9 protein-coding genes are annotated in these 13,745 nt (G+C 72.1%); 6 read left to right on the top strand and 3 right to left on the bottom strand.

Features of this window, described 5'->3' with window-relative positions:
* Positions 1–94: 94 nt before the first annotated feature.
* Positions 95–1,273: a saccharopine dehydrogenase family protein gene (locus tag ACGFT2_RS05185; RefSeq protein ID WP_393273607.1), complete on the bottom strand. Its 1,179-nt coding sequence runs from the start codon at positions 1,271–1,273 to the stop codon at positions 95–97.
* 416 nt (positions 1,274–1,689) lie between these two features.
* Between ACGFT2_RS05185 and ACGFT2_RS05180 the strand changes: the two genes are divergently transcribed.
* The 3 genes from ACGFT2_RS05180 to ACGFT2_RS05170 are packed head-to-tail and all read left to right on the top strand — an operon-like array spanning position 1,690 to position 6,332.
* The gene (locus ACGFT2_RS05180) at positions 1,690–2,850 is read left to right on the top strand and encodes a CaiB/BaiF CoA transferase family protein (protein ID WP_393273605.1); all 1,161 of its coding nucleotides are present in this window, start codon (positions 1,690–1,692) and stop codon (positions 2,848–2,850) included.
* A 42-nt stretch (positions 2,851–2,892) separates the two neighbouring features.
* Positions 2,893–4,107 carry an acetyl-CoA C-acetyltransferase gene (locus ACGFT2_RS05175; protein WP_393273603.1) on the top strand — a complete coding sequence of 405 codons (1,215 nt, stop codon included), beginning with the start codon at positions 2,893–2,895 and terminating at the stop codon, positions 4,105–4,107.
* Between the two features lie 41 nt (positions 4,108–4,148).
* Positions 4,149–6,332, top strand: coding sequence for a 3-hydroxyacyl-CoA dehydrogenase NAD-binding domain-containing protein (locus tag ACGFT2_RS05170; RefSeq protein ID WP_393273601.1), 2,184 nt, complete (start codon positions 4,149–4,151; stop codon positions 6,330–6,332).
* A gap of 110 nt (positions 6,333–6,442) precedes the next feature.
* Here ACGFT2_RS05170 and ACGFT2_RS05165 read toward each other — a convergent pair whose 3' ends face one another.
* Positions 6,443–7,150 (bottom strand): MerR family transcriptional regulator, encoded by a 708-nt coding sequence (locus ACGFT2_RS05165; RefSeq protein ID WP_393273599.1) that lies wholly within the window; start codon positions 7,148–7,150, stop codon positions 6,443–6,445.
* A 232-nt stretch (positions 7,151–7,382) separates the two neighbouring features.
* Between ACGFT2_RS05165 and ACGFT2_RS05160 the strand changes: the two genes are divergently transcribed.
* Both ACGFT2_RS05160 and ACGFT2_RS05155 read left to right on the top strand, forming a co-directional pair.
* Positions 7,383–8,852: an amino acid permease gene (locus ACGFT2_RS05160; RefSeq protein ID WP_393273597.1), complete on the top strand. Its 1,470-nt coding sequence runs from the start codon at positions 7,383–7,385 to the stop codon at positions 8,850–8,852.
* Between the two features lie 125 nt (positions 8,853–8,977).
* The gene (locus ACGFT2_RS05155) at positions 8,978–9,886 is read left to right on the top strand and encodes a PfkB family carbohydrate kinase (RefSeq protein WP_393273596.1); all 909 of its coding nucleotides are present in this window, start codon (positions 8,978–8,980) and stop codon (positions 9,884–9,886) included.
* A gap of 61 nt (positions 9,887–9,947) precedes the next feature.
* Here the strand turns inward: ACGFT2_RS05155 and ACGFT2_RS05150 are convergent, their stop codons facing one another.
* Positions 9,948–11,435, bottom strand: coding sequence for a M1 family metallopeptidase (locus ACGFT2_RS05150; protein ID WP_393273594.1), 1,488 nt, complete (start codon positions 11,433–11,435; stop codon positions 9,948–9,950).
* Positions 11,436–11,607: 172 nt separating this feature from the next.
* Between ACGFT2_RS05150 and ACGFT2_RS05145 the strand changes: the two genes are divergently transcribed.
* Positions 11,608–13,560, top strand: a complete 1,953-nt coding sequence (locus tag ACGFT2_RS05145; RefSeq protein WP_393273592.1) for a Xaa-Pro dipeptidyl-peptidase — start codon at positions 11,608–11,610, stop codon at positions 13,558–13,560.
* The last annotated feature ends 185 nt before the right edge of the window (positions 13,561–13,745 follow it).

Below are 13,745 nucleotides of genomic sequence, written 5' to 3'. Positions count from 1 at the left end.
CGCCGGCCGGCGGGACGTCACCCGTGGCGGGGGCGAGGTGGTGGGGGCGAGCCGGACAGCGGGCGCGGGTGCCGGGCGGCCGCCCGGCGGTGCGCTAGTGGGTCGCCGCCACCCGGAAGGTGATGCCGGCGGCGCGCAGCCGCTCGGTCAGGGCGTCGCCCATCGCCTGTGCCGTGGTGACCTGCCCGGCCGTCGGCGGCAGGTCGTCGAAGGCCAGGCCCAGGGCCGCCTCGGCGAACATCTTCGCCGTCTCGTCGTAACCCGGGTCGCCGCCCGCGACCTCGGTGAACACGCGCCGTCCGCCGCCCTCGCCGACGAAGCGCACCGCGAACCAGCTGTTCGCGCGCTTCTCCGCGCTGGGCCCGTCCCCCGGCTTGAGCCGGTCCGACAGCCAGCGCCGCGCGGGCGGCAGCTGGGCTGCGGCCACCGCCGTGCCGACGGCCGCGACCGAGCCGAGGGCGACCGGGAGACGCTTCACCGCGGCGTAGTGGCGATAGCGGAAGTCGGGACCGTACCGCTCCAGGGCCTTCGCCGAACGGCGCACGATCTGCGGATCGATGGTCGGCAACGGCAGCGCCCACGCGCCGACCTCCCCGGCGAACCTCGGAACGCCCGTCGGCGCGGCCACCTTGCGTCCCACGAGCCGCGGCTCGTGCCGCCCCCGTTCGCGCGCCGCGGCGAACATCCGCCGGCCGCGGGCCGCCTGGTTCAGCGCCGAGGCGAGGGTGCCGCCGGAGAAGGCGGCGTCGGCGCTCACGTATCCGTCCACGGTCAGCGGCACACCCTCCGGCAACTGCCGCACCGTGAAGTACACGCCGAGATCGTGCGGAACCGAGTCGAAACCGCAGGCGTGCACCAGCCGGGCGCCCGTCTCACGCGCGCGTGCGTCGTGCCGGACGTACATCAGGTCCACGAACTCCGGTTCACCGGTGAGATCCAGATAGTCCGCGCCGGTGTCCGCGCAGGCGGCGACCAGTTCCTCGCCGTAGCGCACGTACGGTCCCACGGTCGTGGCGACCACGCGCGCGCTCTCGGCGAGGGCGCGCAGGGAGGCCGGTTCGCCCACGTCGGCTCGCAGGACGCCGATGTCCGTGCCGCCGGGCAGCCGCTCGCGCAGCCGCTCCAGCCGGCGTCCGTCGCGGCCGGCGAGCGCCCAGCGCAGGTCCTTCGGCGCGTGCGCGGCGAGATACTCCGCGGTGAGCGTGCCGACGAACCCCGTCGCTCCGAAGAGCACGACGTCATAGGGACGGTCTGTCCTTTTTGGCCTGTTCATGACACCCCTTGGTCGTTCAGCCCGCGCCACTGTCGGTGGCCGAGGCTAGCGTGAAGTGTGCGCAGTCCCACGAGCAGCCCGCAGGCGGCGGTGACCGCAGCGACCCGCCGGGCGTCACGGTCGAGCCCGGCGCCGACGCGCTGTCCGCGAGGACCGGAAGCCGCCGCCCGGCCGGTGCCGACGCGCTGCCCGCGGGGGCCGCGGGGGCCGGAAGCCGCCGCCCGTGCGGCGCCGGGCCGGGGCCCCGGGGGCCGGGGCTGCCCGACGGCGCGCTTTCTCACTCTCCCGGGTGACAGCGGCCGCGTCGGGCACTTGGCTAAGCGCTTGCTCGTTCAGGTCTTGTGTCCGGTGGAACGTGTTCTTAGCATCACCGGTGTTACATCAGTTGTGTCATACGCACTCTGGGGGCTGGACGCATGACGACGGCAGGGAAGCCGACCAGGCCGGGCACCGGCCCGCTCTCCGGCGTGCGCGTGGTGGAGCTGGCCGGTATCGGGCCGGGCCCGTTCGCCGCGATGCTGCTGGCCGACCTGGGCGCGGACGTGGTCCGGGTGGACCGGCCGGGCGGTCCGGGCCTCGCGATCGACCCCGCGTACGACGTGACGAACCGCAACAAACGCTCGGTCGTGATCGACCTGAAGGCACCGGACGGCCCCGCCCGTGTCCTGGACCTCGCCGAGCGGGCCGACATCCTCGTCGAGGGCTACCGCCCGGGCGTCGCCGAGCGGCTCGGCGTCGGCCCCGAGGAGTGCCACGCCCGCAACCCGCGCCTGGTCTACGGCCGGATGACCGGCTGGGGCCAGGACGGCCCGCTCGCCCCCCGCGCCGGCCACGACGTGGCCTACATCGCGCTCACCGGCACCCTCGGCATGATCGGCGGCCCGGACGAGCCCCCGGCCGTCCCCGCCAACCTGCTCGGCGACTACGCGGGCGGCTCCCTGTACCTGGTCGTCGGCGTTCTCGCGGCCCTCCACCACGCCCGGGCGACCGGCACCGGCCAGGTCGTCGACGCCGCCATCGTCGACGGCACGGCCCATCTGTCGGCGATGATCCACGGCATGCTGGCCGCGGGCGGCTGGCAGGACAGGCGCGGCGCCAACCTCCTCGACGGCGGCTGCCCCTACTACGGCACCTACGAGACCGCCGACGGCCGGTACATGGCGGTGGGAGCCCTGGAAGGGCGGTTCTACGAGGAGTTCCTGCACCTGCTCGGCCTCGACGACCTGGCCGGTGCCCGCAGGGACTGGACCCGCTGGGGCGAGCTGCGCGAGCGGATCGCGTCCCGCTTCGCATCCCGTACGCGCGACGAGTGGACGGCCGTGTTCGAGGGCTCCGACGCGTGCGTGGCCCCGGTCCTGTCCCTGAGCGAGGCTCCGCACCACCCGCACCTGGCCGCCCGCGGCACCTTCACCGACCACGCCGGCATCACCCAGCCCGCGCCCGCTCCCCGCTTCTCCGCGACCCCCACCACCGTCCGCACCGGCCCCGCCCGGCCCGGCGCGGACACCGAGGCGGTGGCGCGGGACTGGGGAATACCGGAACGTGTGGACGACGACCCGGTCGCCGACCACCACTGACCCGGCCCACCCGCTCGGCCCACCCTCCCGAAAGGCACACCAGTGAGCACCGAAGCGTACGTGTACGACGCGATCCGCACCCCGCGCGGCCGCGGCAAGGCGAACGGCGCCCTGCACGGCACGAAGCCCATCGACCTGGTCGTCGGTCTCATCCACGAGATCCGCGCCCGCTTCCCCGGCCTCGACCCGGCCGCGATCGACGACATCGTGCTCGGCGTCGTCGGGCCGGTCGGCGACCAGGGCTCCGACATCGCCCGGATCGCCGCGATCGCCGCCGGACTGCCGGACACGGTGGCGGGTGTACAGGAGAACCGCTTCTGTGCCTCCGGTCTCGAGGCCGTCAACCTGGCCGCGGCCAAGGTCCGTGCGGGCTGGGAGGACCTGGTCCTGGCAGGTGGCGTCGAGTCCATGTCCCGCGTCCCGATGGCCTCCGACGGCGGCGCCTGGTTCAACGACCCCATGACCAACCTCGAGGTCAACTTCGTGCCGCAGGGCATCGGCGCCGACCTCATCGCCACCATCGAGGGCTTCTCCCGCCGGGACGTCGACGAGTACGCGGCCCTGTCGCAGGAGCGCGCCGCCAACGCCATGAAGGACAGCCGCTTCGAGCGCTCGGTCGTCCCCGTCAAGGACCGCGCCGGCCTGGTCGTCCTCGACCACGACGAGCACCCGCGCCCCGGCACCACCGCCGACTCCCTCGCGAAGCTCAAGCCGTCGTTCGCGGACATCGGCGAGCTGGGCGGCTTCGACGCCGTGGCGCTGCAGAAGTACCACTGGGTGGAGAAGATCGACCACGTCCACCACGCGGGCAACTCCTCCGGCATCGTGGACGGCGCCTCGCTCGTCGCGATCGGCTCCAAGGAGGTCGGCGAGCGCTACGGCCTCACCCCGCGCGCGCGGATCGTCTCCGCGGCCGTCTCCGGTTCCGAGCCGACCATCATGCTCACCGGGCCCGCCCCGGCCACCCGCAAGGCCCTCGCCAAGGCCGGCCTCACCATCGACGACATCGACCTGGTCGAGATCAACGAGGCGTTCGCGGCGGTCGTGCTGCGCTTCGTGAAGGACATGGGCCTGTCCCTGGACAAGGTCAACGTCAACGGCGGGGCCATCGCCCTCGGCCACCCGCTCGGCGCGACCGGCGCCATGATCCTGGGCACCCTCGTCGACGAACTCGAGCGCCAGGACAAGCGGTACGGCCTGGCCACACTGTGCGTGGGCGGCGGCATGGGCATCGCCACGATCATCGAGCGCATCTGAACTCCCAGCGGTATCAAGCGACTTCAACGGAGACGACTGTCATGACCGAGAGCACCACCATCCGCTGGGAGCAGGACGACACCGGTGTCGTCACCCTCGTCCTGGACGACCCGAACCAGTCCGCGAACACGATGAACCAGGCGTTCCGCGACTCCCTCGCCGCGATCACCGACCGGCTGGAGGCCGAGCGGGACTCCATCCGCGGCGTCGTCTTCACCTCGGCGAAGAAGACCTTCTTCGCGGGCGGCGACCTGCGCGACCTGATCCGGGTCACGCCCGAGACCGCGCGGGAGCTGTTCGACGGCGGCCTCGCCATCAAGCGGAACCTGCGCCGCATCGAGACCCTGGGCAAGCCGGTCGTCGCCGCGATCAACGGCGCGGCCCTCGGCGGCGGTTTCGAACTGGCCCTCGCCTGCCACCACCGGGTGGCCCTCGACACCTCCGGCACCAAGATCGGCTGCCCCGAGGTCACCCTCGGCCTGCTCCCCGGCGGCGGCGGAGTCGTCCGTACGGTACGGCTGCTGGGCATCGCGGACGCGCTGCTGAAGGTGCTGCTCCAGGGGCAGCAGTACAACGCGCGCCGGGCCCAGGAGAACGGCCTCGTGCACGAGGTCGCCGGCACGCAGGAGGAACTGCTGGCCAAGGCCCGCGCGTTCATCGACGCCAACCCCGAGTCCCAGCAGCCCTGGGACAAGCCCGGCTACCGGATCCCCGGCGGCACCCCGGCCAACCCGAAGTTCGCCGCCAACCTGCCCGCCTTCCCGGCCACCCTGCGCAAGCAGACGGGCGGCGCGCCCTACCCGGCCCCCCGCAACATCCTCGCCGCCGCCGTCGAGGGCTCCCAGGTCGACTTCGAGACCGCCCAGGTCATCGAGGCCCGCTACTTCGTGGAGCTGGCCGCCGGGCAGACCTCGAAGAACATGATCCAGGCGTTCTTCTTCGACCTCCAGGCGGTCAACTCCGGCGCCAACCGCCCGAAGGGCGTCGAGCCGCGCAAGGTCCGCAGGGCAGCCGTCCTCGGAGCCGGGATGATGGGCGCCGGCATCGCCTACTCGTGCGCTCGCGCGGGCATCGAGGTCGTCCTGAAGGACGTCTCCCTGGAGGCGGCCCTCAGGGGCAAGGCGTACTCCGAGAAGCTGTGCGCCAAGGCCGTGGCCAAGGGCCGTACCAGCCAGGAGAAGGCCGACGAGCTGCTCGCCCGCATCACACCCACCGCCGAGGCGGCCGACCTCGCGGGCTGCGACGCCGTCATCGAGGCCGTCTTCGAGGACACGACCCTGAAGCACAAGGTGTTCCAGGAGATCGAGTCGGTTCTCGCGCCGGACGCGCTGCTCTGCTCCAACACCTCCACGCTCCCCATCACGACGCTCGCCGAGGGCGTGGAGCGCCAGGCGGACTTCATCGGGCTGCACTTCTTCTCGCCGGTCGACAAGATGCCGCTGGTGGAGATCATCAAGGGTGAGCGGACCGGCGACGAGGCCCTCGCCCGGGCCTTCGACCTGGTCCGGCAGATCAACAAGACGCCGATCGTCGTGAACGACTCGCGCGGCTTCTTCACCTCCCGGGTGATCGGCCACTTCATCAACGAGGGCGTCGCCATGGTCGGCGAGGGCATCGAGCCCGCCTCCGTCGAGCAGGCCGCGGCCCAGGCCGGTTACCCCGCCAAGGTGCTCTCCCTGATGGACGAGCTGACCCTGACCCTGCCGCGCAAGATCCGCAACGAGACCAGGCGGTCCGTCGAGGAGGCGGGCGGCACCTGGGCCGCGCACCCGGCCGAGGCCGTCATCGACCGCATGGTCGACGAGTTCGGCCGCACCGGCCGCAGCGGCGGCGCCGGCTTCTACGACTACGCGGAGGACGGCAAGCGCGCGGGGCTCTGGCCGGGGCTGCGGGAGCACTTCACCGAGCCCGGCCGCGAGATCCCGTTCCGGGACATGCAGGAGCGCATGCTCTTCGCCGAGGCGCTCGACACCGTGCGCCTGCTGGAGGAGGGCGTCCTCACCTCCGTCGCCGACGCCAACATCGGCTCGATCTTCGGCATCGGGTTCCCCGGCTGGACCGGCGGCGTGCTCCAGTACATCAACGGCTACGAGGGCGGACTGCCCGGATTCGCGGCACGCGCGCGGGAGCTCGCCGAGAGCTACGGCGAGCGTTTCACCCCGCCCGCGCTCCTCGTGGACAAGGCGGAGAAGGGGGAGACCTTCGGCGACTCGGTCCGATCCTGATCCGCTGAGCCACCGGCCCGGCGGCTCGTCCGTGTTCCGAGCCGCTGAGCCGCCAGCCCGGCGGCTCGGTCCGGTGCGGTCCTGTGCCGGTGGGCCACCGGCCCGGCGGCTCAGTCCGGTTCTGAGCCGCCGAGCCACTCGCTCAGCTCTTCCCGCAGCGACCGCTGGAACGTGGTCAGCAGTGCCTGCACCACCAGAGGATGCATGTGCGCCGACAGGGACTTCACATCCCGGGCGTCACGCTCCGCCACCTCGCCGCGGAAGAGCTGGGAGAGTTCGTGAGCCGCGGCGCGCGAGTGCTCGACGAGCACCTTGCGCGCGGCGAGGATCGCCTCCTGGGACAGCGGTACGTCGAGGAGCCGGACGCCGAGCCTGAGCAGCCCGGCGTCCACGCGGAAGGTGTCGCCGTCGCCCGGTGCGACGGCGTTCATCGCCGTCAGCCGCTCCACGTCCTCCTCGCTCAGCGGCCGGCCCGCCCGCCGCTCCAGGTCCCGGCGCGAGACCGTCTCCGCCGCGTCCGGCGCCCAGGAGGCGATCACCGCGCGGTGGATGGCCAGATCGTGCGGGGTGAGGTCCGGCGGCAGCTGCCGCAGGTAGCGCTCGATCGCCGCCAGAGTCATGCCCTGCCGCTGCAGCTCCTCGATGAGGGCCAGCCGCGCCTCGTGCCGGGGGCCGTAGCGACCCACCCGGCGCGGGCCGATCACCGGCGGCGGGAGCAGGCCCCTGCTGCCGTAGAAGCGGACGGTGCGGACCGTGACGCCGGCCCGGGCGGCCAGCTCGTCGATGGTGAGGCTGGGCTCCTCGGCATCGGTCGTCATGTGCAGCAGTATCGCTGTTACACCAATACTGTGAAACCTCGCGGAAACTCGTGTGTACTTCGGGCGGAACATGTGAGAAGTCACGCTCTGTGACGTAGGCCACCGCATACCGGCGATCTCTCTGGGAAGCTGCTGCCTTGGTCTGTACCGCGACACTCAGGGTGGTGCGGGCCAGGACCTGCACGAACCCCGGGCCCACGAGGCCCGGGCGCACCAGGAAGTGGTACCACCCGTGAGCAGCAAGGAAGCCGTGGAAACGGCACAGACCGCCGCCCATCCCGAGGTGGACCGGACGCCCGTGGACGCGGGCGACGCCGGTTACAGCAAGGACCTCAAGGCCCGGCACGTCAACATGATCGCCATCGGCGGCGCCATCGGCACCGGCCTGTTCCTCGGCGCCGGCGGCCGCCTGCACAACGCGGGGCCGGCGCTCGCCCTGGCCTACCTGGTCTGCGGCGTGTTCGCCTTCTTCGTCGTCCGTGCCCTCGGCGAGCTGGTCCTGTACCGGCCGTCCTCCGGCTCCTTCGTGAGCTACGCGCGCGAGTTCCTCGGCGAGAAGGGCGCCTACGTCGCCGGCTGGATGTACTTCCTGAACTGGTCGACCACCGGCATCGCCGACATCACCGCGATCGCGCTGTACACGCACTACTGGAGCCTGTTCACCTCCGTCCCCCAGTGGGTGCTGGCCCTGATCGCCCTCGCGGTGGTCCTCGCCGTGAACCTGATCTCGGTGAAGATCTTCGGCGAGATGGAGTTCTGGTTCGCGATCATCAAGGTCGCCACGCTGGTGAGCTTCATGCTCGTCGGCATCTTCCTGCTGGCCACCCAGCACGACGTCGACGGCACCAAGCCCGGTCTGAGCGTCATCACCGACCACGGCGGCGTCTTCCCGCACGGCCTGATGCCGGTCGTCCTCGTCATGCAGGGCGTGATCTTCGCCTACGCCGCCCTGGAGCTGGTCGGCGTCGCCGCCGGCGAGACCGCCGAGCCGGAGAAGGTCGTCCCGCGCGCGGTGAACTCGATCATGTGGCGCGTCGGCGTGTTCTACGTCGGCTCCGTCGTGCTGCTCGCCCTGCTGCTGCCCGGCGCGGTGTACTCCGCCGACCAGAGCCCGTTCGTCACCGTCCTGTCGAAGATCGGCATCCCGGCGGCCGGCGACGTGATGAACCTGGTCGTCCTGACCGCCGCCATGTCCTCGCTCAACTCCGGCCTGTACTCCACCGGCCGCATCCTGCGCTCCATGGCCATGGCCGGCTCCGCGCCTAAGTTCACCGCCCGCATGAACCGCAGCCAGGTCCCCTACGGCGGCATCCTGCTGACCTGCGCGGTCTGCGTGCTCGGCGTCGGCCTGAACTTCCTGGTGCCGAGCCAGGCCTTCGAGATCGTGCTGAACGTCGCCTCCCTCGGCATCATCAGCACCTGGGTGATCATCATGGTCTGCCACCTGGTCTTCGTCCGCCGTGCCCGCGCGGGCCTGGTGGCCCGGCCGCACTTCCAGCTGAAGTTCAGCCCGGCCACCGAGATCGCCACGATCGCCTTCCTGATGGTCTGCCTCGGCATGATGTGGAACGACCCCGAGGTCGGCCGCAAGACCCTGCTGCTCATCCCCGTGATCGCCGTCATGCTGGTCGCCGGCTGGTTCGGCGTCCGCCGCCGGGTGTCGCAGAACTCCGCAGAGCGGCTGACCGGGTCCTCGAAGTAGCACCCGGGAAAACCCTGTGCCACGGTCCGTGGCACCGCCTACGGTGGCGTCATGTCGGAGATCTTGTGTGTCCGGGCTGACGCCACCGTTCCGTGTCCGCGCGTGGTCACGGCGGAGGGCGGCCGATGACCCGGCGGGCCGATGTCCTGGTGCTGGGCGGAGCGGGCGTGGACACGATCATCCAGGTCCCCGAGCTGCCCCTGCCGTACGCCGACAGCTACATGATCGACTCCGGGATCCGCACCAGGGCCGGCCAGACCGGCGATTTCGTCGCTCTCGGCCTTGCCGCCCTCGGCCTGGACGTCCACCACCTCGACCTGCTCGGTGACGACCCCGAGGGGGATCTCGTCCGCGCCCTTCACCGCGAGCACGGCATCGCCCTCACCGCGCTCCCGCAGCCCGCCGGGACCAGGCGGGCGGTGAACCTGGTCGGCCCGGACGGCCGCCGCCTGTCCCTGTACGACACCAGCCGCGCCCGCGCCGGCGACCGCTTCCCCGAGTCCACCGTGCGCGCCCTGGCCGCCGCCGTCGGACATGTGCACGTGACCATCACCCAGCCGTGCGCCGAGGCCCTCCCGGTTCTGCGCCGGACGGGCGTGCCGCTCTCCACCGACCTGCACGACTGGGACGGCGAGAACCCGTACCACGAGCCGTTCGCGTACGCGGCCGACGTCGTCTTCCTGTCGGCCGCCGCCCTGACCGACCCCGAGCGGACCATGCGGCGCATCGCCGAGCGCGGCCGCGCCGGCACCGTCGTCGCCACGGCCGGTGCACACGGGGCGTACCTGCTCGCCGGCGGCGAGCTGACCCGGATACCGGCGGCGCCCCCGCCCGCGCCGGTGGTCGACTCCAACGGCGCGGGCGACGCCTTCGCCGCCGCGTTCCTCTACGGCCGGCTCAGCGGCGAGCCGCCCGAGGTGTGCGCCCGCTACGGCGCGGTCGCGGGCGCCCACGCGTGCACCGTCCCGGCCTCCCGCACTCAGGCGGTGGGCCGGGACGAGCTGCTGGGGCGAGCGGCCGAGCCGAGCCCCTGAGGCGGGCGCCGCGGACGCCGGTGGCCATAACGGCGTCGGTGGCCCTGGCCGCCGAGGGACCTCAGTGGCCGTGGACGTCGTTCGTGGCCTCGATCCTCTTCCACGACTTCGGCTGCGCGACCACCTCGGCCGACTTCACCAGGGACCGGGCGGCGGCCGCGGCCGGCTTCGACGGCTGGAAGAGCCAGGTGTCGAACAGCCCGGACAGCCTCTTGCCGGACACCTGTTCGGCGTACCGCTGGAAGTCGGCCACCGAGGCGTTGCCGTACGCGTGCTTCTCCGGCCAGCCCTTCAGGATCGCGAAGAAGGCGCGGTCACCGATCTCGTTGCGCAGGGCCTGGATGGCGGCCGCGCCCCGGTCGTAGACCGCGGCGTCGAACTGGCCGTCCGCGCCGGGATCGCCGGGTGCGACCTTCCAGAACGCGTCCTCGGCCGGGTGTGAGGCGTACACGTAGTCGGCGAGTTCCTGGGCGGTTCCCTCGCCCTCGTGCTCGGACCACAGCCACTGCGCGTAGCGAGCGAAGCCCTCGTTGATCCAGATGTCCTTCCAGCGCTTCAGCGACACGTCGTCGCCGTACCACTGGTGGGCCAGCTCGTGCACGACCACCGAGGTGTTGGAGCCGCTCGCGAACTGCTTCGGGCTGTAGTAGACCCGGGTCTGGGTCTCCAGCGCGTAGCCGGTGGTGGTGTTCGGCACGTAACCGCCGGCCGAGGCGAACGGATACGGCCCGAAGTAGCCGCTCAGCCAGTCGACCAGCTCACCGGTGCGCTCTACGCTCGCCCGCGCGGCACCGTCGTTCCCGCCGAGGTCCCTGCTGTAGGCGTTGACGACGGGCACACCACCGTCGGAGGTGCCGGTGGTGATGTCGAACCGGCCGAGGGCGAGCGTGGTCAGATAGGTCGCCTGCGGTTTGTCCTGCCGCCAGTTGTAGCGGGTCCAGCCGAGCTTCGAGCTGGTGGACTGCAGAGTGCCGTTGGAGATGGCCTGGGTGCCGTCCGGGACGGCCACCGACACGTCGTAGGTGGCCTTGTCGCTCGGGTGGTCGTTGCTCGGGTACCACCACCAGGCGGCCTCGGGTTCGTCGGCCGCGACGGCGCCGTCCGGCGTGCGGTGCCAGGTGGTGAAGCCGTAGGCGCTCTTCGTCGACGGCACCCCGCTGTAGCGGACCACCACCGTGATCGGCGTGCCGGCGGCGATCGGCTGCTTCGGGGTGACGACCAGTTCGTGCTGGCCGGAGGTGGTGAACGCCGCCTTGGCGCCGTTGACCCGCACCTCGCCGACGTCCAGCAGGAAGTCCAGGTCGAAACTGGACAGGTCCTCGGTGGTCTTCGCCAGGATGGTCGCCGTGCCCTGCAACTCGTCCGTCTTCGGCTGGTACTGCAGCCTCAGGTCGTAGTGCGACACGTCGTAGCCGCCGTTGCCGTAGTACGGGTAGTAGGGGTCGCCGATCCCCGGTGCGCCGGGGGACCAGCTCGCGGCCGATGCCGGGATCGCCAGCAGGAGGGAGGCCGCCGCCAGTGCCCCCGGCGCGATGATTCTGCGGTGCACGTCAGCTCCAAGTCGTCGGGACAGGAAGTCTGTTCGGAGCCTATTCAGACCCGGTGGCCCCTGGCCTGTCCATGACCGCTCCTGTCACACGATCGCCATTCAGCCGTCACGAGCGCTCGCGTCACCCAGCTGCCCTCTTTTGCCCGGGAGTTGACCGGAGTACCGTCCGCGCATGCCGACACGCACGCGCTTCACGACCTGGAGGACGCTCGCGACAGCGGCCGTCGCCGTCCTGACGGCGGCCCTCCTCACCCCGGCCGCCGCCCACGCCGCCTCCCCGCGCGAGAGCCGGCCCGTCTACTCCTACGCCGGCGCCGTCCGTGAGTCCGTGTGGGTGGACACGGGCCTCGACGGCGACGGCGACGGGAGGACCGACCGGGTCGCCGCCGACATCGTCCGGCCCGCCGAACCGGCCCGGCAGGGCCGCAAGGTGCCGGTCATCATGGACGCCAGCCCGTACTACTCCTGCTGCGGGCGCGGCAACGAGAGCCAGCTGAAGACGTACGACGCGAGCGGCCATGTCGTGCAGATGCCGCTGTTCTACGACAACTACTTCGTGCCCCGCGGCTACGCCTTCGTCGGTGTCGACCTCACGGGCACCAGCCGCTCGGACGGCTGTGTCGACGTCGGCGGGCGCTCGGAGATCCGCTCAGCGAAGGCCGTCGTCGACTGGCTGAACGGCCGGGCCAGGGCGTACACCGGCCGCACCGGCGGCACACCGGTCACGGCCGGCTGGACCAACGGCCGGACCGGCATGATCGGCAAGAGCTGGGACGGCACGATCGCCAACGGCGTCGCCGCCACCGGGGTCAGAGGCCTGAGGACCATCGTCCCGATCAGCGCCATCTCCTCCTGGTACGACTACTACTTCGCGCAGGGCGCCCCGCTCTACGACGGCGGCCCCGACGAACTGGCCGGCTACGTCGAGAGCGACGACGCGCGGGCCCGCTGCGCGGCCGTGCACAAGAGACTCGCCGACGGCAGCCCACGCAGCGGCGACTGGACCCCGCTGTGGACCGAACGGGACTACGTCAAGGACGCGGCCGAGGTGCGCGCCAGCGTGTTCGTCGTGCACGGCATGCAGGACCTCAACGTCCGTACGAAGAACTTCGGCCAGTGGTGGGACGCCCTCGCCCGGCACGGCGTCGAGCGGAAGATCTGGCTGTCCCAGACCGGGCACGTCGACCCCTTCGACTACCGGCGCGGCGCCTGGGTCGACACCCTGCACCGCTGGTTCGACCACGAACTGCTCGGCTACGACAACGGCATCGACCGCGAGCCGACGGCCGACGTGGAACGCCACCCCGGCCAATGGGTGACCTCCCGGACCTGGCCCCCGCCGGGCACTCGCGCCACCACCCTGCACCCCGCCCCCGGCACCCGGGCCGGTGTCGGCACGCTCGGCCTGCGGCCGGCCGCCGGCACCGAGATCCTCACCGACGACCCGAAGCTCGGCGAGACCGACTGGGCGGCCCACCTCACCACGTCCACACCCGAGAAGGCCGGTTTCCTTACGGCACCCCTCACCCGCGACCTGCGCCTGTCCGGTTCCTCCAGAGTGACCGTCACCGCCACCCCGAGCACGGCCTCGGCGCACCTGACCGCCGTCCTGGTGGACCTGGGCCCCGCCACCATCCGCGACTACGCCGACGGCGGCGAGGGCATCACCACGCTCACCGACCGCACCTGCTGGGGCGAGAGCACGGCGGGCGACAGCGCCTGTTTCAAGGAGACCGAGGCCAGGACGGCCGCCGTCGAGCACACGGTGTTCAGTCGTGGCTGGGCCGACCTCGGCCACCACGCCTCCCTCGGCAAGGGCGTCCCGCTCATCCCCGGCAGGGCGTACACGATGACCCTCGACCTCGCGGCCACCGACCACGTCGTGCCCAAGGGACACCGACTGGCCCTGATCGTCGCCGGCACGGACAAGGACCTCATCGATCCGCCGTCCACCCGGCCGACGCTCCGGCTGGCCCTGTCCGGTACGGGCGCGCGGCTCCCCCTGGTCGGCGGCGCGGCGGCATTCGCCCGAGCCACCTCCGGCAGCACCTCCGGGCTTCCCGCCCCGGCGGTCCTCGACGGCCTGCGCACCCACCACGCTCCGGGCCACGTCCCGGCGGGCTGACACGAGCCGAGCCGGCCGGTGCGAGCCGGCGCCGGCCCGGGCGGGGGCGATGTGTGCTGACGCCGACCCGGGCGGGGGCGATGTGTGCTGACGCCGGGCGGGCCGCCCCGCCCGGGCCCCGCCGGCACGCATCGGCACCACACCGGACCTGCAACAGCACCTCGGGAGTCCGGGGGACGGGGACG

Source organism: Streptomyces sp. NPDC048514, from assembly GCF_043199955.1.
Lineage (GTDB): Bacteria > Actinomycetota > Actinomycetes > Streptomycetales > Streptomycetaceae > Streptomyces.
Note: the sequence above shows the minus strand (reverse complement) of the source record. Positions and strands in the feature narration are given on the sequence as shown.

What these genes read in the sequence shown, in the direction of transcription:
- ACGFT2_RS05185 (WP_393273607.1), bottom strand. Translation starts at nt 1,273, where the DNA reads ATGAACAGGCCAAAAAGGACAGACCGTCCCTATGACGTCGTGCTCTTC.
- ACGFT2_RS05180 (WP_393273605.1), top strand. Translation starts at nt 1,690, where the DNA reads ATGACGACGGCAGGGAAGCCGACCAGGCCGGGCACCGGCCCGCTCTCC.
- ACGFT2_RS05170 (WP_393273601.1), top strand. Translation starts at nt 4,149, where the DNA reads ATGACCGAGAGCACCACCATCCGCTGGGAGCAGGACGACACCGGTGTC.
- ACGFT2_RS05165 (WP_393273599.1), bottom strand. Translation starts at nt 7,150, where the DNA reads ATGACGACCGATGCCGAGGAGCCCAGCCTCACCATCGACGAGCTGGCC.
- ACGFT2_RS05155 (WP_393273596.1), top strand. Translation starts at nt 8,978, where the DNA reads ATGACCCGGCGGGCCGATGTCCTGGTGCTGGGCGGAGCGGGCGTGGAC.
- ACGFT2_RS05145 (WP_393273592.1), top strand. Translation starts at nt 11,608, where the DNA reads ATGCCGACACGCACGCGCTTCACGACCTGGAGGACGCTCGCGACAGCG.